Raw genomic sequence first — 26,792 nt, forward strand, 5'->3', positions numbered from 1 at the left:
GCAACCTCGCCGCCGCCGACCTCGACCAGCTCGCCCGGGCCGTCAGGCGCGGCCTGAAGCAGATCCAGTACCGCCCTCACCTCATCGACGGATGCCTTGCCACCACCGGCCTGATCATGGACGGCTGACCACCCTCAGACCGACATCACGAATTCAAGTTCAGTACTACGCCGAAGACGACTACAACGACGGCGACTGGCAGCCATTCGACACTGACACCGACATGCACAAGATCGACGACTTTCGCAATGAAGACATAAATGATCAGGGTGAATGGGTGCTCGATACCGACATTACAACCACGTTCAAGATGCTCTCCGGCGGAGCGATGTTCTGGGCTACGGAAGCAAGCAGCAGCAGTGCAGAGGCGGCGGCTGGAGACAACCCTTGGTACATCCAGGAAACCGAAACCTGCTACCTCACCGGAAACCGAATCGAACGGACTGCCCACCTCTCCGGATTCGAGCCCGACGAAACCCACGCCATCTATCGCGCGCTCTTCCCCGGCCGCTGAACTCCGTCCGGTCTGGTCGTGCTCACACTCCCCGGAATGTGAGCGTGGCCAAACCGGACGGATCCACCATGCCGGGTCACGCGAGGAAACCCAATGAGCTTCACCTCCTGGATCCCCCAAAGCGCCGCTGCCGAACAGGACGCCCGTACCGTCGGATACTGCAACGGCGTACGCATCTTCTGCGCTCCCTGTGCCGTCGAGTACATGATCCTGTTTGGCGTGGCCTCTCCCGACACAGGGGAAATTTCTATGCCTGGCCTCCTCTGGGAAATCACCGAAGCGCGCGGAATCGACACCAGCGATGACCGAATCATGCATCACTACGGATATGTGACTCCGATCCTCTGGGAACATGCAGACAGTGAAACCATCTGCGATGACTGCAAAAAGAAGATCTGCGGATAGCTGGAACGCACAGGTGGTCGCGCATCGAACAAGGTGCACTCAATTTCTCTACGACTGAATCCCGAAAGGAAAGCGATTCCCCATGTCCAAATGGAAAAAGATCCTGCCTGCCACCGTGCTTGCCCTGATCGCATACTGGCTCGGCGCTAACACTTACTACTACAACGCTGCCAATGCGGGAATAGCCATCGGGTCAAGCGAAGACTGCCAGCTCGGAATCGAATGGCGCGGGACTCCCGGAATATTCGCCTACTGCAACTAGGTCCGCCCTCGACAGTGGTGCATGGGCCATACGCCCGTGCACTGCTGCCCCGGACAGACCGGTTAGACCCAGACGGCAGAGGCTCAGAAAATGGCTATCAGAATTTCGATCACGCCTGAACTCCAAGGAATCCTTGCGCGAGTGCTGGACGCTGCTATACGTAGTGAAGAAGAGAACGGGTACGGTATCGACGAAGAACGAATGAACGCGCTGCATGAAGTAGCACGCTCGCATGATGAAACGGTGATCGAAGCAGAGGGGATCGACCTACGGTTCACCATCGACGCACTGTTCTCATATCGAAACCGTGCTGCCAGCCGTGCCGAATACGTTGCCATAGTCGAACTCGAATCCACTATCTCAACCGCTCTCGGCACATCCGCCATATCCATGCACGTGCGCTGTCACAGCGCCGGACAGTCGATATCACTTCGGCGCGGCACGCCCGGAATCAAATACGATATGAGCGAAGCGTCTTCCGACGCCGAATGCTTCTACTGCGCTGGAATCGGTGAAGCACTCCGCCACGGACATACCCTCAGCTGAGAGAAAGCGCGAACGGCCCTACCCGTCACGGGTAGGGCCGTTTCGCGTTTCTGTCCTCCCGGGCTGTAACAGCGGTCCTCACGCAGGGGGCATGGTAGACGGGCCCGCCTAGAGCCGAGCTTGACAGGTTCCACCACACAAGGGATTGGAGGCGCGAATAGCCGAGCGAACAGGGCACGCGCCAATCAAGGGGGGCGTGTCCCAGCAGCGTCACCAGAGAGAGGGCAGCAACCACCCCGGTTGCTGCCCTCTCTCTGCATCTCTGTTCCCTGCTTCAGCCTGGAACCGCCGGCCCCATCGGCCAGCCTTGAAACGGGTCAAAAACGGGCCGCTGAGACGCGCAGCCACCGCTGGAACCCCGGACAGTCAAGCGACCATTCGCCACGCCACAGCCACCCTGTAGCGCGCTTTCCCCGCTGCACTACCCGGAGGCACGGCGGGAACCAGTGGCGACGCAAGCCAAGAAAATGGACGTGACGCGCGCCACAGTAATGAAACGGACAATCAAGTCAATGTGGCAATGTCCGACACGCCCTACCCGTACCCTCTAGGGCATATGTGGGGGGAGGTCGGGAACTCGCCCGCCGGCCGCTCACCCCGCCCCCTCCCGGGAAGATACGCAGCTGAATTGGAGCACTTTTCGAGGACAACGCGTGCCACTCCCCCGATAGGGGTCAGCTGACCCGTAGAATTGGCACATGATGACCGGTGATTGCTGCACCATTTGCGCGGGGGATCGCCGTCCAGGGCCTGGCGGATTCACGATCTGCCCCCGGTGTGACCGTTCGCCCCGCCCGATTTGCCAAGCTCCGGAATTGACCGGGATCGCGCCGCTCTGCAAGACCTGTGGTGGCCGAATGTCGGCCCACTTCGGGTGGCGAGGGGTGCGCTGATGGGTGTCCGTGGAGCGAAGCCGAGCACGAGTGCGGCCGCCACCTCGGGTGGCGCGCTCGTTCGCACGGGGGAGCGTGACGCGCTTCCGTACGAGGCCCCCGAGGAACTGTCTGCTGGCGCGGCCCGGATGTGGCTCGGCCTGCTGCCGGACCTGATTGCATCCGGCACCTTCCGGGAGTCGGACGGCTTCCTGTTGGTCGAACTGTGCGAGATGTGGTCGGAGGCCCAAGAGTTCCGCCGCGCTCTTCGTGCTGAGCCGGACAAGGGCGGCGCGGAGGCGAAGCGCCTCCGCGCCGGCTACTTGCAGTCGATGAAGCTGGTGATGTCGATCGCCTCAGAGTTCGGCATCAGCCCTGTAGCTCGACTTCGGCTCGGTCTAATGCAGGTGCAGGGCGCGACGCTACTGGGTGTACTCGACGGCGAAGCCTAGACTCGGTTCAGCAGTTTTCTCAATCTGGCTTTTCTGCCAGTGGACTTGAAGTGCTTATCCAAGTCCCTCAAGAGCCGCTTGCGCATTTTCTCTTGATAGAGTTCCCACAGATCTGGTTCAAGCACAAATACGGAGATTGTTCGTGCTCTCGGAGTGGCGCGATCTGCCAATGCGGTCACCTTGATCGCGGGTTTGCGGGAAATCTCTTTCGTGTCACCCAGGTCAAATCCTTCAATTTGCTGGGTCCACCTCCTATGGACTGGGTCGTCAGCTCCGCCATCCCATTGGATGCATGTAACTCCCCACTCTCGCTCCTCGATCACCTTCCAGTAGCTGGGTGCTTGAAAGTTGGCGAGACCGATGAGTTCGACTCTGATTCCCGGATTCCGAGCAGCGAAGGTGCTGTGATTTTCCAGTCGAATCACTACGCTGGTCTGTGGCTTCTTCTTGATTCGCAATAGTGGTGGATTGGTAATTTGCCCCGACTCGTGGGCCGCCTCGAAGTAAATTTGTGGAATCTCAGGATCTTCGATCGAGAGTTGGACCTCCAACCTTGGGCGTCCGCTTGCAAACATGTATGCAACGAGCGCCACGGTGCTAGCTGAAGCCACAAGGACAAAGGAGGCCAGGGTTGCAACCGTATTGATGACCGCCATCTGATTTGGCTTTTCGCCAGTTGGAAGATGATATCGCCATCCGGAGATTGCAGTGCCCGCCACAAGGGTCAAGGTTGCCAGTATCACTGCGCCAGTGAAGATTCCAACCCAAAATCGCAGGCTGCACAAATGAAAGACGATCGGGCGAATCCGTGGAGGGATGCGACGTCGCAGCCGCCGGATGCGGATACGGATGCTAAGCCAGGGCGTGTGGCGCATGCACCTTAGTCTGACGGAGAGCCGGTTTGTTAAGCGTGTTGCGCTCGACTCGGCGTGGCGTTTGCCACCTTCCGCAAGTACGTCCGTCCGGTACGGTCGGTGACACCGAGGAGCTTGCCCAGCTCGTCTCCGGTGGGCTTGCCGCTGCCCTGGAGAAGGTCGCTGTACGCCTCCTCGGCGCGGCGGAGCTTCTCGGCTTCGGTGAGGGTCTTCCACTCGGTGTCTGACACGGCGCGCTTCCGGTCGCGTGCGGGCCGGGTCTTCCGGACATTGCCGACAGGGGCTTCCGATACGGCGTCTGCGGTGTCCGGTGCCGGCCGACTGGCAATGAGCATCACGGCCAGGTGGACGGCCAGAACCATGATGAGCGTCGGCACGACGGAAACAGCGGAGACGAGCGGCACAGACACCGGCAGGGCGCCGAACTGGTGCAGGTGCTCGGCGAGGTTTCCGGCAACGGACAACGCGGCGGAGACCAGCGCCCCGGCGGCGGCATGCTTCCGCTGTGCGGGAGTGCGGGCAACCTTCAGCCAAGCAACGGTTGCGATCAGCGAGTACGCGTCGATCGACAGGGGCAGGCCGGCGGCGAGTTGGGGCTTCCAGCCGCCCGCGTCTTCGCCGAGATGCTGCAACTCGCTAAAGGAGAGGATTCCGTTCACGGCGACGATGAACGGCAGGCCGACGCGGACGATGCCCTCGGAGGTTCCGTTTCCGGCAAGCCACTGGGTAGGGTTGAGCTGCATTCGAGACAGTCCTTCCAGGGATGTGTGTCTCGGGTGTCTCGCCCCACGGTGTTGACGCACCGTGGGGCGATCTTGTTTCCGGAACAGTAGCTAACTGTCTGCCTTGGCGTCTAGATGTCTGTCTAGGGGCTGCTGACGGTTGCCGGATGCCTGCTTCCCCCGAGCGCGTGAAGCGCTTCGTCCGGAACCTCACGACGACCACCGGCAAGTGGGCCGGAAGGCCCTTCGACCTGCATCCCTTCCAGGAGCAGTGGATCGACCTGGTCTTCCAGAAGGGAGACGACGGTCACCGGGTGAAGCGGGAGATCCTGCTCGGCGTCGGCCGGAAGAACGGAAAGACAGAACTGACCGCTGCCATGGCGCTGGCCCTGCTGATCCTCGACGGGGAGCGCGGCGGCCTGGTGGTGGGCGCGGCGGCCAAGCGCGACCAGGCACGGCTGATGCTCGACACCGCCAAGCGGATGGTCTGGCAGTCCTCCATAGGCGGGGTCCCGCTCGCGAAGTACCTCCAGGTGCGCCGGGATTCGATCTACTTCCCCGAGCTGGACGCCACGTACAAGGTCATCGCGGCCGACGCCCAGCGCGAGCACGGCCTCAACCCGCACGCCGTGATCGTGGACGAGGCCCACGCCACGATGGAGAAGTCGCGGGAACTGTACGACACGCTGCTGACCGCGCAGGGCGCCCGCGAGGACCCGATCGCGATCAGCATCACGACGGCGGGCCCGGTGCCGGCCGGGCCGCTGTACGAGCTGTACCGGTACGGCAAGGAGGTCCAGGATGGGCGCCGGAACGACCCCGGCTTCGGGATGCTCTGGTACGAGGCCCTGCCGGGCGCGGCAGTTGACGACCCGCAGGCGTGGCGCGACGCGAACCCCGCCCTCGGCCTGTTCCTCCGCGAGAAGTTCCTCGAAGATGCCAGCGCGGCCGTGCTTTCCGGCAAGTCCCCGGAGTTCATGTTCCGGCGGCTGCACCTGAACCAGTGGACGACCGCCGCCGAGCGGTGGTTGCCGTACGAGAAGGTGCAGGCATGCGGCGAGGCACCGGAGATTCCGGACGGAGCGGAAGTGTGGATCGCCATCGACGCCGCGATCCGCCGGGACACATTCGCCGTCGCCCTGGTGTACGTCGCCGAGGAGTTCCAGGAGGACCCGGCGACGGGGGAGCAGGTCCGCCGGCAGGTCGCGCACGCCAAGGTGAAGCGGTTCACCCCGGACCATGAGGCCGGGTACATCGACCCGATGGAGGTCATGACCTACGTGCTGGGCCTGTGCGAGCGGTACAGCCCGGCGCGGATCTCCTACGATCCCGCGTACATGCAGATCGTCGCCCAGCTCCTCGCGGAACGCGGTCTCCCTGTGGAGCCGTTCCCGCAGTCGGCGATGCGGATGGAGCGGGCCACCGAGACGTTCCAGCGGGTGATACTCGACGGCCGGATGAGGCACGGCGGTGACCCGGTGCTGCTGGAGCAGATCGCGTCCATAGCGACGAAGCCCACCGAGCGGGGTGTCCGAATCTCGAAGGCGAAGACCCAGATGCCGGTAGACATGGCCGTCGCACTGTCCATGGCCCTGGACGACGCCATGGGCGGTGACGAGCTGGAGGTGGACGACTTCGCGATGTTCGTATGACGGCGTGCCGTCACATGCGACGTGCCGCCATGACGATTGCTCGAACCCTCGCAGCCGTCACCTAGGTTGGAGGGATGGCGACCATCGTTGAAGACCTCCCGATACCCGCCCAGCGTGCCGGCACCGCTCGCTATCCCTGGGACGAATGGCTCGACGGACAGACCCGGATCATCGTGCGCGGCGAGGACTTCCACGTCCCACCCACCTCCCTACGGGCCCTGATCTACACCCGCGCCCGCTGCTCCGGCCTGCGAATCGTCTCGGCCTTCGAAGGCCCGGTCGGCGCACCCGACTCGATCCGCTTCCGCGCCTACCGCGAGGACGTCCGGTGAGCCGCTGGCTTCGGCGACAGCTCGCGTCTGAGGTCGTCGTCCACACCATCGAAGAACAGAGCATTCGGGGTTGGCTGGAGGAGGAAGCGCCGGACGGCCTGATCCTTCGTGCCGCCCGGTTCCTCGACGCTGGAGAGAACCCCGTCCCGCTGGCCGGCGAGACCTTCATCCCCCGCGGTCGAGTCGCCTTCGTCCAGGTTCGCCCGTAGCTCTAGCGTCTTGCGGGCCTTCTCTCCCAAGACAGTTGAGAGAGGTGTGCACATGGCGGGTGAGGTTAAGACGGCTGAGGCAGTGCAGGTCGCCGAGAAGGCGAGGACCACCACCGAGGTTCTGGTAGGCAAGGTCCTAGGCGAAGCCGAGATCCAGAAGGTTCGGGGCCTGGTGTCAGGCGAAAGGCCTGCACATCGGTCCGGGTGGTCCGGATACTGGCCACATTGAGGCAGCAACGCGACGAATGCGCACTAGTGAGAGCTCTCGGTGTCGAACCGGTACCGAGAAGCTCGCTCGCCGACTGTTACAGAACCTTAGTATCTGATCAGCTCACTCACGTCATCTAGCAGGTACCTTTTGACCCGGCCATCTGAGTACGCAACGTGCAGCGCGATGAGCATTCCGTCCTCATCGGTATCGTCGGGCTCCACCGATGTCCTCACGGGGGTGACAGCTGACTCATCGCTCTGGGTCCTCCGTGGGGGCCGCTGTGGCGGTGACTCTTGCTGTGACTGTGGCGGTGACTCTTGCGGTGACTGTAGGTGTTGGGGTTGGGGCATTAGGATGATCCTCTAAGTGAGATAGCTCATCCGCTCCCATCAGCGCGAAGGAAAAGATGAGCGCTAGCACTGCGAACCTCAGGGTAACTCTCTTGGGTGCTAGTAGCCATCGATAGTTGTTGGCGATCATGAGTGCCCCTGCGCGGTACATCTCCAGTGTGGTCTTCTCCAGAGGTATTGGCAGGTAGCCCTGAAGCTTCTCCGGCTTCATGCCAGCGATGGCACCTTTGCTCTCCTTCCGCCACTTCCACCATTGCTTTCGATTCTTGATCAGCGCGATTGTCACAGGGAGAGTCCAGAGGCAGGCCAAGAGGGCCAACATGCTCAGGGAGAAGACGATGATGCTGCCGATTTGGAGCAGGAGCTCCGCCCAGCTCCAGTCGAGTAGCTGGCTGATCAAGACGCCTTCCAACGCGAGCAGCGCAGCGGCTGCGAAATTCAGCGAATCAAGTTCACCTGCCTGGTGTGTTCGCTCCTCTTGCACGATCCTAAGAAGTACGTCGGCCGAGGGCGTCTGGCCAGGGGGAAGCACGAGCGGTAGCGGCGGCAGCGGCGTGGCTCCGTGCACAGTCCGCAAGATCTTAGTCGCCCAGCGCATAGAAGAAATGATCAGGGGATCATTCGCTGGATGCCAGTTGGCGCCGCCGAACGGGTAGCACGTCCTCTAGCAGCTCGCCTATCTAGGCCACGACGACGGTCCAGGACATGCGCCTTGTGACCACGACTGGAGAGTCCGTTGCCGTCCACCGTGGTTGGCCGCTGGCCGGGCTAAACGACTCGGTGCAGGTCACCGGCTCCAAGATGGTGGCGCTGGCGTTCGCGCCTGGCGGGACACCCAACTACGCGACGTTCAGTAGGATCTACAAGTCGAACCCGTGGGTGTACGCGGCCGTGCAGGCGATCAGCTGGGGCCTGTCCCGGATGCCTCTGCACGTCTACCAGCTCGACAGTCAGGGCAACCGGCGCCGGGTACGCGGTGACCTCCCCGGAGTGACCGGCCGGCCGAACACCGGGCAGGCCCTCGACAGCCTGATGCGCCTGCCGGAGCCTGGGGTCGCCCGCGCCGAGTGGGTCCGCAAGGTCATGGTCAGCAGGATGGTCTACGGCAACGCCCTGTGCCAGCAGGAGCGGCCCGGCAACACCGGTATGCCCAACGCCCTTTGGTACATACCGTGGCGCCGCGTGCAGGTGATCACGGGCGAGGACGTGCCCATCCTCGGCTACCGGGTGACCGGGTCGAAGGGCGAACGGATCTTCGCCGTTGACGAGACGGTGCACTTCGGCCGGAACGGAGACCTGGACTCGCCGATCGGCGTGAGCCCGATCGAGCCGCTGCACTTCACCGTCGCACTGCACGATGCCCTGTGGCGGCACCTCAACGCCTACTTCCAGAACGCGGCCCGGCCGTCCGGGATCCTCACCGTCGACAAGGGAACCTCGAAGGAGTCGCAGGAGCGGATCCAGGAGCAGATCCGACGGCTGTACGCCTCGCCCGACCAGGCGGGCAAGATCATGGTCACCTCCGGCACGTGGCAGGCGCTGAGCGCCGACCCGCAGTCCGCGAACATCACCGAACTGCTCCGGCTGTCCCGGGAGGAGGTCGCCGCCGCCTACCAGGTGCCGCCGCCGATCCTCGGCCACCTGGAGCGCGCGATCCACGCCAACGTCACCGAGCTGCGGTCCCAGTTCATCCGCGACGTGCTCGGACCGCACGCGAGTGCCCTCGAAGGGGACCTGAACGCCCAGCTGATCGCGATGAATCCGGCGTGGACCGCCGCTGGCTACTTCGTCGGCTTCGACATGAACGAGGCGATCCGCCCCGACCTGTCCGCCCGTGCCCTGGTGTACGAGAAGATGCGGCACGTCTGGAGCCCGAACTACATGCGCCAGCTGGAGGGCCTGGAACCGCTGACTGGCGAGGCCGGGTTGTATGCCGACACGTTGTGGATGCCGTCCGGTGAGATCCCTCTCGGCCTGCCGCAGCCGCAGATGCAGGGCGCCGCCCAACCCGGCCAGGACGACCCGGCCGACGGGAAGCCGGGCGAGGAGCAGGCCGAGGACGACAACTTGCCGGCCCCGGGCATCGAGGGCGGCGAGTCGGATGCGGACACCGGGACCGAGATGCCATAACCGGACTACCGGACAGACAGACACCACTGCTACTGTCTGTCTCATTAGAGACAGATGACCCCCGCGAGGCGGCTACCTCCGGGGGTCAGTCACCGGACCACCATCAGGGATCCCAGTGCAAATCCATCGTACCGCGCACCCGTCCAACTTCACCGTGCTGCCGAACGCAGTCCTCCAGCACCGGGACCTGTCGCTCACGGCTCGCGGTCTCCTCGGCTACCTCGTCTCCCTACCGGACAACACCCACACCACAGTTCAGACCATCACCGAGGGCACGGCGGAGGGCCGGGTCCGGGTGCGGGACGCGATGAAGGAACTGGAGACCGCCGGGTACGTCACCCGGGTCCGGCACCAGCACCCGACCACCGGCCTGTGGGCCACCGATCTGCACGTCTTCGATGTCCCGACGGCCGAGACGTCGACAGTTCAGAATCCGACAGACAGCAACCCGGGCGCTCGGACCGTCGGCTGTTCCCCCAAGGGGGTAAAGAACCCGGGTAAGAACCCTCCCACCCCGGCCCCTCGGGATGAGGAGCCCGCCGAGCGGGCTGACGACGAGGGCGGGCGGGAGGAAGCTCCGCAGCAGGAAGACCAGGCCATCGGGCAGGCAGCAGCTGCTTTGGCCCGGCTCGGACAGGCCGAGCCGAAGCTCCGCCTCGGTGCCGCCGAAGCCCTGCGGATCGCGCCGTTGGCCGCCGAGTGGCTCGCCCGTGGTGTCTCCGCAGCCGATCTCACCGCCGTGTTGTCCACAGGTCTGCCCACAGCTGTGCACAGCGCCGCCGCCCTGATCACGGACCGATTGACCCGCAAGATGCCCGCCGTACCGCAGCCGAAGGCCCCCGCGCCGGAGAGGCATGAGTGCGCGAAGTGCCAGGCCCCCGGGCTCTCCCGGCCCGGCATCTGCCCATCCTGCGCCACGCTCGCTACACCGGAGCCGTCCGCCCCGGTGCACGACTCCGGTGAAGCCTCGGGCCTGCTGGCGGAGATCCGGGCCCGCCGGGACGCCGGCACGTTCGCAAAGGGCGCCAAGGTCCGCCAGCCCCTGGGAGCCTCGGTCCAGTCTTAATGATCGATCTTGTGGCGGCCGTGGAGAACTGACACTTGCGACATGAGACCCCAGTGGGTGCAGCGGAGTCGACTGTCTCAACGGACTTCACCGTTCAACCTTGGAGTGTCGGTGTCGTGCTCTAGGGTGATGCCCCACCGCCCAAGGGATGCGAGCGTTGCCATGGCAGAGGATCGGCCCCCTATCAAGGACCCCGTGAAGCGGCGTGTGCGGCAGCGCTGTGGTTTTGGGTGCGTCATCTGTGGGTCGCCCCTGTATACGTACGAGCACATGTACGACTGGGCGGTGACGAAAAGCCACGCCGAGGAAGAGCTGACACTCCTGTGCAACCAGCATCAGCAGGAGAGAACTAACAAGCTCCTCCCACGAGAGGTGGTCCTCCAAGCGAACAAGAAGCCGATCAACGTCGTCACAGGAGTCTCGGAGCCCTACAGCTTCCACTTTTCCGGCAGCGAGTGTGAACTCGTGCTTGGTAACAACGTGTTCCGCTCGCAGGGTGCTCGGCTCGTCCCTCTGCTGGTAGGCGGCGAGGAGACACTAGTCTTCGACTTCCGGCGGGGGAACCTGCTATTGAGTGCTCAAGTCCGCGATCGTGACGGCAACGTTGCACTGCTCATCGAGGACAACGAGCTCCTCTACGCCACTGACTCTTGGGACATCGAATTCGTTGGCCGCGAGCTGACGTTGAGGAACGCCCCCCGGAAGCTCCGTTTCCAGGCTAGCTTCGAACCCCCGTCGCGCGTCGTCGTCAGCAGGCTCGACCTCCAATACGGTGATGTCCATGCTTTCGTAGATGCGCGGGGAATCCACGTTCGGGGCCCGGGGCAGCGTACCCGCGACGTCAGCAACGTCGTCATGCACGGCGGCTTCGAATACGCGATCGTGCTGGACAGCCACATGTTCAAAGCAGGTGGGATGCTCCTCTAGGCCCCGGCCACGCTGGCGGGCATGACCGAGCAGCAGCAGCAGATCCGCCGCCGATCCGTGGAGTTCCGGGCGGCCGACGATGCCCCGGAAGGGGTGGTTCGCGGCTACGTCACGACCTTCGGCAACAGCTACGACATCGGGTACGGCTGGCAGGAACGGATCGAGCGCGGCGCGTTCGCCGAGCAGATCCGTTCCGGCGCGCTGCCGATCATGTGGCAGCACGACTGGGACGCCGGTCCGATCGGCGTCACCCGGGCTCTGACAGAAGACGAGCACGGGGTGCTCGCGGAGGCCGAGCTGTTCATGGACGACCCGCGCGGCCGGGCCGTGTGGCGGGCGATGCAGGCCGGCGCCCTACGGGAATGGTCGATCGGGTTCTACCCGGAGATCATCCGGTCGGACGCGGCCGAGCCGAACACCGACATCATCGAGCGCGGCCGGCTCGCCGAAGCGTCCGTCGTGGTGCGCGGCGCCAACCCGGAGACAACCACGCTGGAGGTGCGCGCCGCCGACAGCAACCAGGGCGTCAAGCCCACCCTCGCGCGGGTGCCGGAGTTCCTGCTCGACCAGCTCGACCAGGCCCACGTTCGTGAGCTAGTACGGGGGTTGGCACGGTGAACGAGCGGATCGCACTGTGGCTCACGAAGGTCTTCGGGTCGATGTGGGTCACCTACCTGTTCTTCCTGTACGGCTTCGCGCCGCTGCTCTGGCCCGGCCAGATGGTGACGTTCCTCTACTGGTCCGGCACGGTCCAGCTCTGGGCCCTCCCGCTGCTGCTGGTCGGATCCAACGTGATCGGTCGTGCCGCCGAGCGGCAGGCGACGGAGACGCACGACATGGTGGCGGCCGAGCTGGTGCTTCTCCGGGAGGAGCGGCAGCAGCTCGCCGACCTGCTCGACCGGCGTTGATCTAGGGGCTTCCTACGGTCCGGGAAAGATCAACGGACCCAGCAGGGAGACCAGTAGTGGAGCAGGAGATCCGGCAGCTCGCCGCCGCCATCCAGAGCGCGGAGGCCGAGGCCGCCCGAGAACGGGGTGACGCCGATGCTCTGGTCTCCCGGATGCGGGAGTCCGGCACCGACCTGACCGAGCGCGACAACTTCGCCAAGATCGATGAGGCGTACAAGCGCGCCGACGCCCAGCGGGACGCTGTGGCGGCGCTCCGCGACCAGCGGGCACGTCTGCTGGAGATCGTCGGACGCCAGACCGCGCCGGCCACGCAGACCGCCCGGACCGACCCGGAGCAGCCGCGCGGCCTTGCCCACCGGTTCACCAACTCGCCGCAGTTCCGGGAGATGCAGGGCTCCGGCGTCCTGAGGGCGTCCGGTGCCCGGGTGAACATGCCGCCGGTCGAGGACGCTCTCTCTCGCAACGAGCTGCGGAACGGCCTGCGGACCCGCACCACCTTCGACAACTCCGCGAACATCGGCTCCGGTCTGCTCGTCCCCGACTACACGGGAGACATGATCGAGCAGTACGTCCGCAAGGTGCGGTTCCTCGACGTGATTACCATCGGGGACACCGACACCGACACCGTCGACTGGGTGGTTGAGAACCCGCGCACCGACTCCGCCGCACCGGCCCCGTACGGCACCGCCGTGGGCGAATCCGCGTACGGCTTCAGCCACAAGCAGACCACGGTGCAGCGCATCGGCCACTTCGTGCCGGCCACCAAGGGCATCCTGATGGACGCCGGCCAGACGCACACGCTCCTGTCCTCCCGGCTCGTCAACGGCCTTCAGCGCCAGGTCGAGCAGCAGGTTCTCTCCGGCAACGGCACCGCGCCGAACCTCCTCGGCGTCCTGTCGGCCTCCGGCCTCAACTCGCAGGCCAGGGGCACGGATACCCGTCTGGACTGCGCGCACAAGGCGATCACCGCCGTACGCGTGGCCACGCAGATGGAGTACGACCCGACGGTGATCTGCCTGTCCCCGCAGGACTACGAGAACCTGATCCTCGACAAGCAGACCACCGGCAACTACACCTTCGGCTCGCCGACGGACGGCAAGGCGCCGACCATCTGGGGCCTGGTGCCGGTCGTCTCCACCCTCTTCCAGACCGGCTCACCGCTCGTCGGCGACTTCAAGGCCGCGTGCACGATGTGGCTCCGCGAGGGCGTCACTGTCTCCGTCTCCGACCAGCACATGGACTTCTTCCTCAAGGGCCTGGTCGCCATCATGGCCGAGACCCGGGTCGCGTTCGCCGTTCAGCGTCCGACCGCGATCACCCAGATCACCGGGTTCTGAGGTTGAGACGGGCTGATCCTGGCTCGGCGCCTTGTACACCGACCGCAGTCGGCGGAGTGCCTCAACAGCGCTGATTGCCTTATCGGCAAGGGGCGGGATCTGGTCAAGGACGTAGCTGACGACGACCACAAAGCCGCCGAGGAAGCCGAGAATAACCGCAGCCCAGCCGACGTTTGCCATCCGGCCTGACTCCTCTTGATCAGGGTTGGGCCGGGCTGCGGGCAGGCTCGGCCCAACCACATAGACGTGGTTGAAGCCGAGACGCTTGCCCGACTGGTCAAGGTCTCGAACGAGGTACTGTATCCAGCACCTTTCGGTGGGCGCGACTGCTACCTCGCTAGCAGCTAAATGCACCCGGGTGACGGTTAGTTGGCGGCAAGTCATCGGCAACTACAGAAGTCCGTCTAGTCACTACTTATGACCGCGCCAGTCGGGAGCGCGAGCACGTTTCCACTTCGTGACGCCTGACGCTAGGTCAAGCTCTACAAGTTTTGCTCCTGATGTGAGGAAGCGCAACTGGCCAGGTCAGCGGGCTGGTCGTCCACCATCTAGTGCTGCGCGAGACTGATGGACGTGCTCGAATCCGCATACCGAACTACTGAGGATTTGGTCGGTACCGACCCGCGAACAGGTGTGGCCGTGATCGTGGCCCGTGCCGGTCAGTACCTCACGGCCGAAGACCTTGAGCGCTACGGCATCCCCGTGCCGCGCGCTTCCGCAGCTCGCCCCCGCAAGGAGAAGTGACCATGGCCGGACCGGCCCAGCTGACGTACGACCCTGCCCGGCGCCAGGTGTTCGCTGGCCCCACCCAGGCGAACGCGACCGCCACGGGCGTACAGAACCCGGCGAACGCCGCCTACACCGTTGCGGACCAGACCGCCTTGGCCGCCACCGTGCAGCAGCTCACCGCCACGGTGAACGTGTTGCTCGCCGCGCTGCGGACGGCCAACATCCTGGATAGCTGACGTGCGAGCCGTGGCTGGCAGGCCGATCAACGTGCGGTGGCGTCTGGAGGACGAGTCCGGCGACCTGGTCGCCGCCGATGTCGGCACGGCGGTGACCGCTGTTGTCGTGGACGGCTCGGGCGCCCAGCTCGTCACCGGGCAGGCTCTGCAGGACGGTGCGAACGCCGGTGTGTACCTCTTCAGTGTGCCGCCGCAATCGCGCCTCGACCTGCTGTCCGTGACGTTCGCGGGGACGCTCGGCGGGCAGACCGTGACCGGCACCGAGCAGGTCCAGCTCGTCGACCGGCGGGTCGTCCCGCTGTCCGTCCTGCGGCAGGACCAGGCGCTGTCCGCGCTGCCGCTGCTGGACTTCCTGCGGATCGTGGACGCCGCCGAGGACGCGATCACCAACGCTCTGCGGTTCTCCCCGGTGCTGATGGGGGAGCGCGCCGAGTGGCGCAGCCGTGAGTGCGTGCGCCTGTTCGTCCCGGGCATCTACTACCTGCACCAGATCTACGCGCTGACCCGCAACGACCAGGACCAGCTGACCGGCCTGCCCGGCAGCGATCCGGCACAGGGCGTCCACGTCCGGGACGAGGCGATCGAACGCGGCTACGGCTACAACTTCGGCACCGGGTACTACGACCCGATCCTCGGCGTGTACGCCGTGCCGTGGCTGCCCGGCGTCTACAAGGGGTGGGTCTGCCACGGGTGGACGGAGACGCCGGCCGATCTGGCGAAGGCGGTGCTCCTGCTGGCGCGGCATCTGGCGCAGACCGGCGCGACGGCCTACCCGGACCGGGCGACCCGCATCATGACGGAGCAGTCGGAGATCTGGTTCAGTACGCCCAACGGCGCGGACCGGCCTTTCGGCCTGCCGGAGGTCGACGGGGTGATCGTGCGGTACCGGGTGCCGGAGCCGCTGGCGGACGACCGCGGGGCGTTCTGATCTAGGGCGTTGTGAACCTGCCGGTATGAGTGTGGGGTTCACGATCAACGAGGCGTTCCGGTACGAGGGCGCCACCACCTACGGGTGGGCGTCCGGTGCCTTCGATCCGTCGGCGAATCCGGTGGACGGCTCGGCGCTGGCGCCGACCGATCTCGCGTACCTGCGGGAGGTGGCGGTCCCGCTCGGGCTGGCCTCGGAGGCCGACGCCCCCGACGCCGTTCCGGTGCCGCCGCCGGCTGACGCCCCGTCTGCGCCTTCCGCCCCGCCCGTGCCGGACACCGTCCCGGCCGTCGCAGGGGTAAGCGGGGACGGTGCCTGATGGCCTTGCAGAAACGTCTCGTCCAGCTGGGCCTGGCGAAGCAGGCGGCCAAGGGCGCGGCGGCGCCTTCGCCGACGTTCACGGTCGGTCTGGCGTCGGGCAAGAGCCTCAACGTCGAGATCGAGGAGACCGCGCTCAACACGACGTGGTCGGACCGGATCGAGCAGGGATTCGACCGGGTCCAGGCCGTGCCGTCCGTGGACGGCGAGCTGATCGCCACCCCGAAGACGCTCGGGCTGCTGCTGCTCGCGGCGCTCGGCTCCGACACGGTGACCGGCACCTCCGCCCCCTACACCCACACCTTCACCCCGGCCGCGAGCCTGCCGTACCTGACGGCCTTCGCCCGTACCATCACCGAGTTCGAGTCCGTGCAGGACTGCAAGCTCGACGGCCTGGAGCTGATCTGGGACAAGTCCGGTGCGGTGAAGGCGAAGATCAAGTTCGTCGGCTGCTCGGTCGTGTTCCTCGCGACTGCGTGGACGGTCGGCGTGACCGGCGAGCAGGTGTCGGCCGGTGTCTTCAAGGGCTCCGGCGGCACCTTCAGCGTGCTGGGCCAGAACGCCCGGGTGGTGTCCGGGAACGTCAAGATCGAGAACAAGGTCGAGCCGCTCGTCGCGAGCTACTCGACCACCCCGGACGACGTGTTCGAGTCCGCGCTAGCCGTGACCGTCTCCCTCAGCGTCAAGCCCGACGACCTGACCCTGTGGCGGCAGGTCGTGACCGGCACGACCACCGGAACGGCGATCCAGTCCGCCCCGACGTTCGGGGCCGTGAACCTCGCCTTCAACGGTCCGGTCGGCACCGCGCTGACCTTCACCGCGCCCAGCGTGAAGTTCATGACCCACCTGCCTGATTCCAGCGCGGAGGGCGGCGCGGCGGAACTCTCCCTCGAAGGCGTGATGGTCGCCCCCGTCTCCGGGGCCGCCTGCACCGTCACCCTGACCAACTCCGTCGCGTCCTACTGAGAGGCCACCATGCGCATCACCGCCCACTACGACGGCAAGGCGATCGACCTTCCCCCGTTCGGGAACCTCGAACTCGTCTCCTTCGAGCGGAAGTTCCAGATGTCCGCGACCGCGCTGAACGACCCGTCGGCCGTCCGGATGGACTGGCTCTGCTTCCTCGCCTACGTCGCGCTGCGCAAGGCCGGGCAGCTCCTGCCGGGCACCCAGTACGACGACGCGTTCCTCGACCGCCTCGCCGAGCTGGAGATCCACGACGACCAGGCGGACGAGCCGGCGGCGGACCCTACGGCCCCGGCTCCCGCACTTGGCTGATCGCACAGCTCGCGGTCGAGACCGGAATCAGCCCAACTGACCTACTGGCAAGCCCCGACGGGGTGGTCGCCGCGATGGTCGAGATCATCGCGGACCGCGCCGAGGAGAACCAGCGCGCGGAGATGCGCCACCGTCTGAAGCAAGGAGCGTAAGACCTGATGGCCCGCAAGCAACCGTCGATCCGTGTGAGCGGGCTGCGGGAGTTCCGCGAGCGGGTCGAGGAGAGCGCGCGGGCGAAGCCTGACGCCATGAAGTCGATGTTCGACCACGTCGGCAAGATCATCGTTGACAACGCGATCCCGATGATCGAAGGCGACTTCGTCAGTGCGGCGGACCGGCGCACGGGCGCCCTGGTCGACTCGCTGCGCACCCAGTCCTCCGACCGGGCGGGGCGCGTGGTCATGGGCTACCCCAAGCGCGTGGCTTATGCGGGGTGGTGGGAGTTCGGCGGCCCGAAGGCGCCCGGCAGCCGGCCGCCCAACCGGGAGTGGATCAAGCAGGGCCGGTCGATCATCCCGGCACTCCACAAGAACGAGGAGCTGGTCCTCACCGCGATGGACGCCGCGATAGCGGTCTTGGCGGCGGTCATCGATGGCTAAGGCGGTCGTCCTCACCTTCATCGGCGAGACCAGCTCGCTGGACAAGGCGCTCCAGCAGGTCGGCGTCAAGACCGGCCTGCTGGAGACCAAGCTCGCCGCGCTCGGACGTTTCAGTGACGGCATGGTCAAGGTCGGCAAGTCGCTGTCGACGTACATCACGCTGCCGGTGGCCGGTGCCGCTTTCGCCGCACTCAAGCTCGGCACCGACTTCGACGCCTCGATGCACAAGCTGGTGGGCCTCGGCGGCCTGCCGGCGGCGCAGATCGCCGGGCTCGAACAGCGAGTCCTGGCGCTGGGCCGGGCGGTGCCGATCGGCCCGACCGCGCTCGCCGACGCCCTGTACCCGCTGGTCTCCGGCGGCATGCAGGCGTCTGCCGCGCTGGACGTGCTCGACGCCAGTGCGAAGGCATCGGCCTCGGGCCTGGGGGACCTGCCGACCATCACCGACCTGGTCGCCGGCGCGGTCAACAACTACGGCATCAAGAACCTGTCCGCCGCCGACGCGGTGGACGAACTCACCAACGCGGTACGGCTCGGCAAGATGGAGCCGGCCGCACTGGCGGGCGCGTACGGCAAGGTGCTGCCGCTCGCGGCGAACCTGCACGTCTCCTTCGGCGAGGTGTCGGCGGCGCTGGCGAGCATGTCGCACCAGAGCATCGACACGGCCGAAGGCTCCACCGCACTGCGCGCGATCTTCACCGCGCTGATCCGCCCGTCGGCGGGAGTGAACAAGGAGCTGAAGGCCGTCGGCCTGTCGGCGGCCGGCCTGCGGGAGGAACTGGCGAACAAGGGCCTGCTCGCCACCATGCAGACCATGTCGAAGGCCACGGGCGGCAACGTCGACAAGCTCGCCCACCTGATCCCCAACGTCCGGGGCCTGACCGGCTATCTGTCGATGATGGGCCCGAACGGCGAGCAGACCGTCAAGATCTTCAAGGAGATGTCCGGCTCGGCGGGCGCCACTGACGCGGCGTTCGCGGAGGCCGGCAAGAGCGCCAAGTTCAAGTTCGCCCTCGCCCTCAACGACCTGAAGACGGCGGGCATCCAGCTGGGCCTGACCCTGCTGCCCGAGGCCGAGAAGATCGCCGGCGCGATCGGCCGTTGGGCGGAGCGGTTCGCGGCGCTCAACCCGCACACCCGGACAGCGATCGTGCAGGCCGCCGGACTCGCCGCCGCGGTCGGCCCGCTGGTCCTGGTCGTCGGCAAGCTCGGCAAGGGGTTCACGGCGATGGCCAAGCACCCGGTCGTCACCGTCCTGGTCCTGCTCGTCCAGGCGTTCATCCTCGCCTACACCCACAGCGCGAAGTTCCGCGCCGAGGTGCACCACCTCGGCAAGGAGCTGTCCGACGCCGTGAGCTGGACGGACAAGCACCGGGCGGCGATCAAGGCGCTCGTCGGGACGATCGCCATGCTCGGCGCGACCGCCGCCGTCGGACGGATGGCCGGGGCGTTCACCGCGCTCGGCGCCGGCGTCGGCAGGATCCCCGGCATCGCCGCGAAGACCGGCACCGTGCTGGCGCGCGTCGGCCCCCTCGCATCGGCCGGGATGAGCACCGCCCGCCTGGCGGCCATGAACGCCCAACTGGCCGTCGGCCTCCTCGGGACGCGGGCCCGCGCGATGGGCGCGACGCTCTCCGGCGCCGCCTCGGGCGCGGGCCGGGTCATGAAACTGCTCGGGGGAGAGACATCCCGGGTCGGGATGTCCCTCGCCAGCGCCACGGGCAACGCCTACCGCTTCGCCACCGCCCAGACGGCGACCGCCGTGAGCAGCGCGCGGCAGACCACCGTGCTGGCCGCGCAGCGGGCGGCGACGCTGGCCAGCGCGGCGGCCGAGAAGGTCGTCACGGCGGCTCAGTGGCTGTGGAACGCGGCGATGGACGCCAACCCGGTCGGGCTGGTGATCATCGCGGTGGCGGCGCTGGTCGCGGGGTTCATCTACGCCTACACGCACGTGAAGTGGTTCCGTGACGCGATGGACGTTTTCGGCCGGTTCTGCCGCGAGGACTTCGCGAAGGTCTGGCCGTACCTGAAGGTGCAACTCCTGGCGTTCTGGCAGTTCTTCGAGGCCGAAGTCAAGATCGTCTTCGCGATCGTCCAAGGCGTCTTCCGGGTCGGGCTCGACCTGATCACCGGCAAGTGGGGCAAAGCCTGGTCGGATGCGCAGGACATGTTCCTGCGGATCTGGGGCGCGCTGGAGGGGCTGGCCTCGGGGGCGGTCGGCAAGGTCGGCCGCGCCATCATTGACGGAGTGTCAGATGCCGGTTCGTGGCTGGTCAACGCCGGTACGGCTGTGGTCGACGGACTGGTCAGCGGCATCGAACGCAAGGCGGACGCAGCCGTCGAGAAGGTCAAGGATCTCGGATCGAGCATGGTCTCCGGGCTCAAGGGGATGCTCGACATCCACAGCCCGTCGCGGGTCATGGCGACCATCGGCGGCCACATCGGCGACGGCCTGGTCGTCGGCGTGGCCTCCAAGCACCAGAAGATCCGCGAGACCGCCGAGAAGACCGCCCGCATCATGGCCACCGCGATGGCCAAGGTCACCATCGTCCCGCCCCTGCTGGGCACCGCACCCACAGGAGCCCGCTCGTTCGGCACGGTCGCGCACCTGACCTCAGACCTGGCCAGGCTCTCCCGCCTCGGCGCGTCACCCGCCCTGCTCATGCAGGTCGCAGGCGCCGGGACGGTGCAGGACACGGCGCTCACCGACCGGCTGCTCGCCGCCCTCCGCTCCCCGGGCGGCGCGGGCCGCTCCCCGGCATGGTCCGCCGCCGCACAGCCGGCCGCCGGGACCACCCCGGCGGGTCTAGCGTCCGGCCAGCCTGGCGACGTGTCGATCACCGTGAACGCCCAGACCAACGCGAACCCGCGCGACATCGCGTACTCCGTCGCCTGGGCCCTGAAGACGGGCGCGCGGTGATCCTGCTCGGCAGCCCGGCGGGGCTGCGGGACTTCCAACTGTCCGTCAACGGCGTGACGCTGGGCCCCGGCACCCCCTACCTGGTGCACGCCGTGGAAGGACTCGGCCTGCCCGAGGTCCGGCACACCGACGCCCAGCGTGCCGGCACCGACGGCAACTGGTACGGAGTGGACGCGATCGACGGCCGCACCCTGACCCTCTCGGTGACCGTCGTCGGCGCGGACCCGGCGTCGGCCCGCGCCGCCTACGACACGCTGATGGGCGCCTGGTGGCTGCCCCCGGGCGTTCCCTACCTGACGCTCAACCTCAAACTCCCCGGCCGGGAGGAGAACATCATCGGCGGACGCCCACGACGCGCGGAAGCCGACACGACCCGCCTGCTCGGCCGGCGCGTCGGCGTGACCCTCACCCTGGTCGCCGCCGACCCGCGCATCTACTCCTCCACCACCTACGGCGTGCCAGCCAGCCTGCCGGTCGCGCCCGGCGGACGCGTCTACCCGCGCGTCTACCCGCTGACGTTCGGCGGCACGGGCACCTCCGGCGCGGTCCTGGCCACCAACACCGGCAATACGGCGGTCTGGCCGCTCATCACCGTCACCGGCCCGTGCACCTCCCCCGTGATCACCAACTCGGCCACCGGGGCATGGATCGGCGCCGCGCTCACCCTCGGCCCCACCGACGTTCTCACCATCGACACCGACCAGCGGACGATCACCCTCAACGGCACCGCCTCCAGACGCTCCACCCTGATACCCGGCTCGACCTGGTGGCCGATGCTCCCCGGCGTCACACAGCTCACCTACACCGCACAGGGCTACGCCGCCGCCTCACAGTCCGCCCTGGCCTGGCGCAACGCGTGGATCGGCTGACCCGATCTAGCCGCCCGCGACGGTGGCCCGCATGGGTATGCGCGTCAACTGGATGCAGAACGGCTCCTACACGGCGGAGACCGACCGGCTTCTCCTCAGCTCGCTCTTCGCGTCGAACGGCACCTTCCTCGCCCGGTCCGGTGTGCTGGCCGGCGGCGGAGAGATGGCGGTCACCGCGCAGAGCACCCCCAACATGACCGTCGCCGTCGCCACCGGCCAGTGCGTCGTGCAGGGCACCATGACGGCGACCCAAGGCGACTACGTGGTGACCGCCGACTCCGCGTTCAACCTCACGGTCGCGACAGCGGACGCCACCAACCCGCGCATCGACCTGGTGTGTGTCGTCGTACAGGATTCCTTCTACTCCGGCGCCACCGACGCCGCATCGGTGCAGATCATCACCGGGGCTGCGGCACCCACCCCCACGGCCCCCGCACCGCCCGGCAACTCCTGCACCCTCGCGCAGATCACCGTGCCCGCAGGCGCCACCACGATCACCGCCGCCGTGATCGCCGACGTACGCCAGCGCACCACCGCGCGCGGCGGCATCATCCCCGCCCTCGCCACCTCCCGCCCGGCCAACGTCAGCACCGGGCAGGCCATCTACGAGACCGACACCGGCCGGCTCATGGTGTGGAGCGGCACGGCGTGGACGCAGCTCTCCGCCACCGCAGCCGCAGCACCCTGGACCGCCTACACACCGGCCTGGACCGGCGTAACCCTCGGCGCGTCGGTGGCGCACGGCCGGTACCGGCAGATCGGCAAGACCGTCGACATGACCGCCTCCCTCGAATGGGGAACCGGGGCGAGCATCCCCTCCGGGCAGGTGACCGTCAGCCTCCCGACCCCCGCCTCGTCCTCCCCGGCCGGCGCCCTGGGCTGGCAGGGGGTCGGCCGGCACCGCCCCGCCGACGGCAACCCCTGGCACACCCTCCTCACCCATACCGACCCCGGATTCACCACCGCCGTCGTCTGGGGCCTGCGCACCGCAGACCTGGGCTGGGCACCCCCGGGCGACGCCGGATACACCTTCAGCGCGGCCGGCGCGAGCCTGCGGGTGCAGCTCACCTACGAAGCCGCCTGATGCCGGTCTACACCTACCTCGTCGCCGACCTGATGACCAACACGATTCTCGGCGAACTCCCGCTCACCAGCGTCACGTTCTCCCAGGTCCTCAACGGGGCCGGCGCGTTCTCCGGGGAGCTGCACATGGGCGACCCGAGGATCAAGGCCGCCGCCGTCACGAACATGACCATCCCCGGCCGCACCGCCCTCTACGTGGACCGGGACGGCGTCCTCGTCTGGGGCGGAATCATCTGGACCCGCGCCTACGACGACGCGACCAGGGTCCTGACCATCACCGGAAACGAGTTCTGGTCCTACTTCCGGCGCCGGCTGATCAGCTCCGATACCATCTGGCCCAGCCCGTCCGACCCGCTGGTGATGGTCCGCCAGATCATCGGCACCGCCCAGAACATGCCGTACGGCAACATCGGTGTGCAGATCGGCACCGAGACCTCCGCCACGGTGCAGAGCTTCGGCGTCCACGGCTACGACCTCAAGCCGGCCGGCGAAGCAGTCGAGGAGATGTCCGTCCTCGGCTTCGACTTCGGCATCGACGTGCAGTACGACAGCACCGGCCGCCCCGCCAAGACCCTGCACCTGGCCTGCCCGAGGCGCGGACGCAACGCCACCGCGACGGGCCTGATGTTCGAGAAGCCCGGCAACATCGCCGCCTACACGTGGCCGGACGACGCCACCGAACAGGCAACCGCCGTCTACGCACAGGGATCCGGCGACGGCGTCGCCATGATCCGCTCCACCACCAGCGCCCCCGAACTGCTCGCCGCCGGCTGGCCGCTCCTGGAGACCGGCGTCGCCTACAAGGACATCAGCGTTCAGACCCAGCTCGACGGGCACGCCCGCGCCGACATGCGCAAGCGCCGCTACGTGATGACCATCCCCAAGCTGACGGTCCGCGCCGACCTTGACCCCGTCCTCGGCTCCTACATCACCGGGGACGAGTGCCGGATCCGGATCACCGACGAGTACCAGAGCGTCGACACCTACCGCCGGATCCTCCTCATCGAGGTCACCCCGCCCGAAGACAGGACACCCGAGAGCGTCGACCTGACCATGGGGGAGGCGCTCGACCAGTGAGCACCGTCAACCTCCCCGACTCGCTCCACCTCCACTTCGCCGACCTCGAACGGCGCCTGCGGATCCTGGAGAACACGTCCCGGGTGTCCGCCGTCGGCAGCTCCGGCACCATGACGACGTACTCGGCGGCGACCGGCGCGGCGATCTCCCGGCTCGGAGTCCTGCCGAACGGCGAAAGCGGCCTCCAGGTCGCCCGCGACGACGGCACCACGGCCCTCCAGGTCGCCGCCAACGGACAGGCCCACCAGCAGCTCACCATCACCGACCGGGCCGGGAACGTCCTGCTGTCCGACGACATCGCGGGCGCCGGACTCGGCCGGCCCTGGCTCCCGGTCCCCGCGTCGATCGCCGCCCCGCTGGCCTTCACCTCCGCTGCCGCGGTCCCGGCGTACGACCTCACGTACATCCGCCAGCACGCCAAGCTCGTCACCCAGTTCTACGCCTGGGCGGACACCGGCACCACCGGGACCGTGAGCCTCGTCAACACCACGGGCGGGACGGCAGCCCTCGGAACCATGAGCATCGACTCCACCACCACCGGCCTGACCATCATCGGGCCCGTGCCGGTCAGCGGCGCCTACGGGACCACCCAAGCCGTACAGCTCCAGATCCAGCGCACCACCGGAACCGGAACCGTCTACATCCGGCACTCCAACACCGTGGCCGTCCAGTCCTGATCTAGGGCCTCGCGAGGGTCGGCACATGGCTCTCTTCACCGACGCAAACTGGCGCGGCCCCGTCCCCAACAAGCGCCCCGGCGCCATGAGTTCCCATCGGCTCCTGGTCGTCCACATCGAGGAGGGCAGCGAATCTGGGTCCGACTCCTGGTTCCACAACCCCGACGCACAGGTCTCCTCCCACTTCGGCAACCCCAAGACCGGCCGCCTCGACCAGTGGGTCGACACCGACGACCGCGCCTGGGCCGAAGCCGCCTACAACGACGTAGCCGTATCCGTCGAGCACGAAGGCAACAGCGGCGACTCCCCCACCCCCTCGCAGCTGGAGAACGACGCCCGGCTGCTTGCCTGGCTCCACCAGCAGTACGGCACGGCCCTCCAGGTCACCAACGACCCGAACGGCTCCGGCGTCATAGGCCACGGCCTTCTCGGCGTCGCCGGCGGCAACCACCCGGACTGCCCCGGCAACCCGATCCTCAACGCCCGTCAGGCGATCGTCGACCGGGCGAAGCAGATCCTCGGCCAGGGCACCCCGGGCCCGGCCCCGCAGCCGGAGCCGTCCTTCCCGGGCTGGCCTGGCCGCTACCTGTCGGTGCAGTCCCCGATGCTCAGCGGCGACGATGTCCGCCAGTGGCAGCAGCAGATGGCCGACCGGGGCTGGAACATCACCGCCGACGGCTGGTACGGCCCCGCCTCGGCGAGCATCGCCCGCCAGTTCCAGCAGGAGAAGGGCCTCGGCGTCGACGGTGTGGTCGGCCCGGCCACCTGGCAGGCCGCCTGGACCGCTCCGGTCACCTGAGCGGAGTCCTTGGATGTCTGAACCCACGGCGGAAGTCCGTATCACCCTGCGGGACGTGTACACGTCCGTGCAGGGGCTGAGGGACGACGTACAGGACATGTCGGAGCAGGTCGCGCTACTCGGCCAGCAGCAGACCACCGCAACCGCCAGCGCCGAGGACCACGAACGCCGGCTCCGCGCGCTGGAGGAACGGACCTGGTCGACACCCCGCCTCGCCTCAGTCATGTCGGCACTGGCGACACTGCTGAGCATCGCAGGACTCGCCCAGTCCATCACCCACAAATGACAAGGCCCCCGCCGTAGAGGACACAGCCTCTCTCAGCGGGGGCCTTCGGCGATGACATGCCCTCGGCTCGGCAAGGGACGGTCAGACGTTGCCGAATTCACCAGCGGCAACACTGCGGGTGAAAGCGGCCCATGCTTCCGCTCCGAAGATGAGCGCCGGGCCTTCGGGGTCCTTGGAGTCACGCACAGGGACGATGCCGGGGAAGTCCGGGGCGACCTCTACGCACTCGCCACCGTTGTTGCTGTAACTGGACTTGAACCAGGCGGCCCTGGACAGGTCAGGGATCATGGGGAAAGCTCCTTCCGAGCCTTGTGAATCAGTGCCAGGGACGACGCCTTTGGCTTCGCTTCCACCAGTAGCTGATCGTACTCTCTCTCCCAAGCCATGACGGTTTTTCGGCTCCGCTCAAGGTGGCCCCGTGCCTGGGACTCGGCGTACCCGACAACTGATCCGTCGGGCAGGTCGAGCAGGATCACAGGCAGTGTGAAGGGCAGGTTCTCGCCTATGGCGAACGGTGCAACCTGAATGGTGACGTTGGGCCGGGCCGCCAGCTCTGAAAGGTGGTCGAGCTGGGCGCGCATCACGGCAGAACCACCGACCGGCCGCACCAGGCAGCTCTCATCCAGCACTGTGTGCACCAGCGGTGGCGTCTTCTGATCCAGCAGCCGCTGGCGAGCGGCCAGGAACTCGACTCGTTCTTCGGCTTCAGCCATGGTGATGGCTCCGCGCTGTACGGCTGCCGACGCCAGCGCCCATGCGTAGTCGGGTACTTGGAACAGGCCTGTAACGACCGTCAGGGCGAGCGCCCGCACTCGGCGGCATCGCGCCTCGGCATCGGCGAACTCCGGGAACCCCTCAAGGAGTCCTGCCCTGACGATGCCACGCCAGAGGTGAAAGAAGATCTCTCCTGTGTCCAAGACGGCGTCTGCCTTCACAGCGAACTTTCTAGTGGGAGGACGCTTCCCTCTTTCGATGTAAGACAGCAGCGTGTTCGAGTACCCCATGTGCTTGGCCAGCTCGGTCTGTGACCAGCCCCGAGCACGCCGTGACCTGCGAAGCTCTGCGCCGAAGCGAGCCTGTGGACTTGATGTTGGGTCAACTTCCTGTTCGGTCAAGGTCCGTCCCCATTTTTCACATGGCAGAACATTCAAGGTGTAGACCCTGGTGATCGTACGGCTACACGCCGATGCTGTGTAGCAGATCGACTACGGAAGGGAGCGGCC

Annotated in this window: 33 protein-coding genes and 1 pseudogene; 29 read left to right on the forward strand and 5 right to left on the reverse strand. The window is 66.9% G+C overall.

Annotated features, from left to right (window positions below; all coding sequences use genetic code 11):
• The 6 genes and pseudogenes from ABD330_RS32480 to ABD330_RS12745 form a co-directional block, all read left to right on the forward strand.
• Nucleotides 1–128, forward strand: a pseudogene (locus tag ABD330_RS32480) (IS630 family transposase); the annotation flags it as partial.
• Between the two features lie 95 nt (nt 129–223).
• On the forward strand, nt 224–514 hold the full coding sequence (locus ABD330_RS12725) for a hypothetical protein (RefSeq protein ID WP_344464171.1): 291 nt from the start codon (nt 224–226) through the stop codon (nt 512–514).
• Nucleotides 515–607: 93 nt separating this feature from the next.
• Nucleotides 608–919 carry a hypothetical protein gene (locus ABD330_RS12730; protein ID WP_344464173.1) on the forward strand — a complete coding sequence of 104 codons (312 nt, stop codon included), beginning with the start codon at nt 608–610 and terminating at the stop codon, nt 917–919.
• Nucleotides 920–1,001: 82 nt separating this feature from the next.
• Nucleotides 1,002–1,181 carry a hypothetical protein gene (locus ABD330_RS12735; protein ID WP_344464175.1) on the forward strand — a complete coding sequence of 60 codons (180 nt, stop codon included), beginning with the start codon at nt 1,002–1,004 and terminating at the stop codon, nt 1,179–1,181.
• 90 nt (nt 1,182–1,271) lie between these two features.
• Nucleotides 1,272–1,727, forward strand: a complete 456-nt coding sequence (locus ABD330_RS12740) for a hypothetical protein (RefSeq protein WP_344464177.1) — start codon at nt 1,272–1,274, stop codon at nt 1,725–1,727.
• A gap of 892 nt (nt 1,728–2,619) precedes the next feature.
• Complete coding sequence (locus tag ABD330_RS12745; RefSeq protein ID WP_344464179.1) at nt 2,620–3,051, forward strand: P27 family phage terminase small subunit; 432 nt, start codon at nt 2,620–2,622, stop codon at nt 3,049–3,051.
• On the opposite strand, the gene ABD330_RS12750 is transcribed toward ABD330_RS12745, so the two are convergent.
• Complete coding sequence (locus tag ABD330_RS12750) at nt 3,048–3,926, reverse strand: hypothetical protein (protein ID WP_344464181.1); 879 nt, start codon at nt 3,924–3,926, stop codon at nt 3,048–3,050. The genes ABD330_RS12745 and ABD330_RS12750 overlap by 4 nt on opposite strands.
• 29 nt (nt 3,927–3,955) lie before the next feature.
• Nucleotides 3,956–4,669, reverse strand: coding sequence for a DUF2637 domain-containing protein (locus ABD330_RS12755; RefSeq protein WP_344464183.1), 714 nt, complete (start codon nt 4,667–4,669; stop codon nt 3,956–3,958).
• 146 nt (nt 4,670–4,815) lie between these two features.
• Between ABD330_RS12755 and ABD330_RS12760 the strand changes: the two genes are divergently transcribed.
• The 3 genes from ABD330_RS12760 (at nt 4,816) to ABD330_RS12770 (ending at nt 6,841) form a co-directional block, all read left to right on the forward strand.
• A complete protein-coding gene (locus tag ABD330_RS12760) occupies nt 4,816–6,300 on the forward strand; it encodes a terminase TerL endonuclease subunit (RefSeq protein ID WP_344464185.1) in 1,485 nt (494 codons plus the stop codon).
• Nucleotides 6,301–6,374: 74 nt separating this feature from the next.
• On the forward strand, nt 6,375–6,632 hold the full coding sequence (locus ABD330_RS12765; RefSeq protein WP_344464187.1) for a hypothetical protein: 258 nt from the start codon (nt 6,375–6,377) through the stop codon (nt 6,630–6,632).
• Nucleotides 6,629–6,841 (forward strand): hypothetical protein, encoded by a 213-nt coding sequence (locus ABD330_RS12770; protein ID WP_344464189.1) that lies wholly within the window; start codon nt 6,629–6,631, stop codon nt 6,839–6,841. Before ABD330_RS12765 ends, ABD330_RS12770 begins: the two co-directional genes overlap by 4 nt.
• A 460-nt stretch (nt 6,842–7,301) precedes the next feature.
• Here the strand turns inward: ABD330_RS12770 and ABD330_RS12775 are convergent, their stop codons facing one another.
• Complete coding sequence (locus tag ABD330_RS12775) at nt 7,302–7,970, reverse strand: hypothetical protein (RefSeq protein WP_344464191.1); 669 nt, start codon at nt 7,968–7,970, stop codon at nt 7,302–7,304.
• 146 nt (nt 7,971–8,116) lie between these two features.
• Here ABD330_RS12775 and ABD330_RS12780 point away from each other — a divergent pair, with 146 nt between their 5' ends.
• The 20 genes from ABD330_RS12780 to ABD330_RS12875 all read left to right on the forward strand — a co-directional run bounded on the left by ABD330_RS12780 (nt 8,117) and on the right by ABD330_RS12875 (nt 25,569).
• Complete coding sequence (locus tag ABD330_RS12780; RefSeq protein WP_344464193.1) at nt 8,117–9,532, forward strand: phage portal protein; 1,416 nt, start codon at nt 8,117–8,119, stop codon at nt 9,530–9,532.
• 115 nt (nt 9,533–9,647) lie between these two features.
• On the forward strand, nt 9,648–10,598 hold the full coding sequence (locus ABD330_RS12785) for a helix-turn-helix domain-containing protein (RefSeq protein WP_344464195.1): 951 nt from the start codon (nt 9,648–9,650) through the stop codon (nt 10,596–10,598).
• A gap of 270 nt (nt 10,599–10,868) precedes the next feature.
• Nucleotides 10,869–11,525, forward strand: coding sequence for a hypothetical protein (locus tag ABD330_RS12790; RefSeq protein WP_344464197.1), 657 nt, complete (start codon nt 10,869–10,871; stop codon nt 11,523–11,525).
• A 21-nt stretch (nt 11,526–11,546) separates the two neighbouring features.
• Entirely contained in the window at nt 11,547–12,143 is a 597-nt protein-coding gene (locus ABD330_RS12795; protein WP_344464199.1) for an HK97 family phage prohead protease, read from the forward strand.
• Nucleotides 12,140–12,433 (forward strand): hypothetical protein, encoded by a 294-nt coding sequence (locus ABD330_RS12800; RefSeq protein ID WP_344464201.1) that lies wholly within the window; start codon nt 12,140–12,142, stop codon nt 12,431–12,433. The genes ABD330_RS12795 and ABD330_RS12800 overlap by 4 nt, the downstream gene beginning before the upstream one ends.
• A gap of 56 nt (nt 12,434–12,489) precedes the next feature.
• The gene (locus ABD330_RS12805) at nt 12,490–13,770 is read left to right on the forward strand and encodes a phage major capsid protein (RefSeq protein ID WP_344464203.1); all 1,281 of its coding nucleotides are present in this window, start codon (nt 12,490–12,492) and stop codon (nt 13,768–13,770) included.
• A 573-nt stretch (nt 13,771–14,343) separates the two neighbouring features.
• Nucleotides 14,344–14,514 carry a hypothetical protein gene (locus ABD330_RS12810; protein ID WP_344464205.1) on the forward strand — a complete coding sequence of 57 codons (171 nt, stop codon included), beginning with the start codon at nt 14,344–14,346 and terminating at the stop codon, nt 14,512–14,514.
• Nucleotides 14,511–14,735 (forward strand): hypothetical protein, encoded by a 225-nt coding sequence (locus ABD330_RS12815; RefSeq protein ID WP_344464207.1) that lies wholly within the window; start codon nt 14,511–14,513, stop codon nt 14,733–14,735. Before ABD330_RS12810 ends, ABD330_RS12815 begins: the two co-directional genes overlap by 4 nt.
• Before the next feature lie 10 nt (nt 14,736–14,745).
• Nucleotides 14,746–15,663, forward strand: a complete 918-nt coding sequence (locus ABD330_RS12820) for a hypothetical protein (protein ID WP_344464209.1) — start codon at nt 14,746–14,748, stop codon at nt 15,661–15,663.
• A gap of 25 nt (nt 15,664–15,688) precedes the next feature.
• Nucleotides 15,689–15,982, forward strand: a complete 294-nt coding sequence (locus ABD330_RS12825) for a hypothetical protein (RefSeq protein WP_344464211.1) — start codon at nt 15,689–15,691, stop codon at nt 15,980–15,982.
• Nucleotides 15,982–16,947 carry a phage tail tube protein gene (locus ABD330_RS12830; RefSeq protein ID WP_344464213.1) on the forward strand — a complete coding sequence of 322 codons (966 nt, stop codon included), beginning with the start codon at nt 15,982–15,984 and terminating at the stop codon, nt 16,945–16,947. Before ABD330_RS12825 ends, ABD330_RS12830 begins: the two co-directional genes overlap by 1 nt.
• A 9-nt stretch (nt 16,948–16,956) precedes the next feature.
• Nucleotides 16,957–17,259, forward strand: coding sequence for a hypothetical protein (locus ABD330_RS12835; RefSeq protein WP_344464215.1), 303 nt, complete (start codon nt 16,957–16,959; stop codon nt 17,257–17,259).
• A gap of 158 nt (nt 17,260–17,417) precedes the next feature.
• Nucleotides 17,418–17,858, forward strand: coding sequence for a hypothetical protein (locus ABD330_RS12840; protein ID WP_344464217.1), 441 nt, complete (start codon nt 17,418–17,420; stop codon nt 17,856–17,858).
• Nucleotides 17,851–20,778 (forward strand): phage tail tape measure protein, encoded by a 2,928-nt coding sequence (locus ABD330_RS12845; RefSeq protein ID WP_344464219.1) that lies wholly within the window; start codon nt 17,851–17,853, stop codon nt 20,776–20,778. Before ABD330_RS12840 ends, ABD330_RS12845 begins: the two co-directional genes overlap by 8 nt.
• Nucleotides 20,775–21,647 carry a phage distal tail protein gene (locus ABD330_RS12850; RefSeq protein ID WP_344464221.1) on the forward strand — a complete coding sequence of 291 codons (873 nt, stop codon included), beginning with the start codon at nt 20,775–20,777 and terminating at the stop codon, nt 21,645–21,647. Before ABD330_RS12845 ends, ABD330_RS12850 begins: the two co-directional genes overlap by 4 nt.
• A 31-nt stretch (nt 21,648–21,678) precedes the next feature.
• Entirely contained in the window at nt 21,679–22,731 is a 1,053-nt protein-coding gene (locus ABD330_RS12855; protein WP_344464223.1) for a hypothetical protein, read from the forward strand.
• Nucleotides 22,731–23,807, forward strand: coding sequence for a hypothetical protein (locus tag ABD330_RS12860; protein ID WP_344464225.1), 1,077 nt, complete (start codon nt 22,731–22,733; stop codon nt 23,805–23,807). The genes ABD330_RS12855 and ABD330_RS12860 overlap by 1 nt, the downstream gene beginning before the upstream one ends.
• Nucleotides 23,804–24,484 carry a hypothetical protein gene (locus tag ABD330_RS12865; RefSeq protein WP_344464227.1) on the forward strand — a complete coding sequence of 227 codons (681 nt, stop codon included), beginning with the start codon at nt 23,804–23,806 and terminating at the stop codon, nt 24,482–24,484. The genes ABD330_RS12860 and ABD330_RS12865 overlap by 4 nt, the downstream gene beginning before the upstream one ends.
• A gap of 25 nt (nt 24,485–24,509) precedes the next feature.
• Entirely contained in the window at nt 24,510–25,283 is a 774-nt protein-coding gene (locus tag ABD330_RS12870; protein WP_344464229.1) for a peptidoglycan recognition protein family protein, read from the forward strand.
• A gap of 13 nt (nt 25,284–25,296) precedes the next feature.
• A complete protein-coding gene (locus ABD330_RS12875) occupies nt 25,297–25,569 on the forward strand; it encodes a hypothetical protein (protein WP_344464231.1) in 273 nt (90 codons plus the stop codon).
• An 81-nt stretch (nt 25,570–25,650) separates the two neighbouring features.
• Here ABD330_RS12875 and ABD330_RS12880 read toward each other — a convergent pair whose 3' ends face one another.
• Nucleotides 25,651–25,857: a DUF397 domain-containing protein gene (locus tag ABD330_RS12880; protein ID WP_344464233.1), complete on the reverse strand. Its 207-nt coding sequence runs from the start codon at nt 25,855–25,857 to the stop codon at nt 25,651–25,653.
• On the reverse strand, nt 25,854–26,720 hold the full coding sequence (locus ABD330_RS12885) for a helix-turn-helix domain-containing protein (protein ID WP_344464235.1): 867 nt from the start codon (nt 26,718–26,720) through the stop codon (nt 25,854–25,856). Before ABD330_RS12885 ends, ABD330_RS12880 begins: the two co-directional genes overlap by 4 nt.
• Between the last annotated feature and the right edge of the window lie 72 nt (nt 26,721–26,792).

The sequence above is a fragment of the Kitasatospora kazusensis genome (assembly GCF_039529945.1).
Taxonomy (GTDB): Bacteria; Actinomycetota; Actinomycetes; order Streptomycetales; family Streptomycetaceae; genus Kitasatospora; species Kitasatospora kazusensis.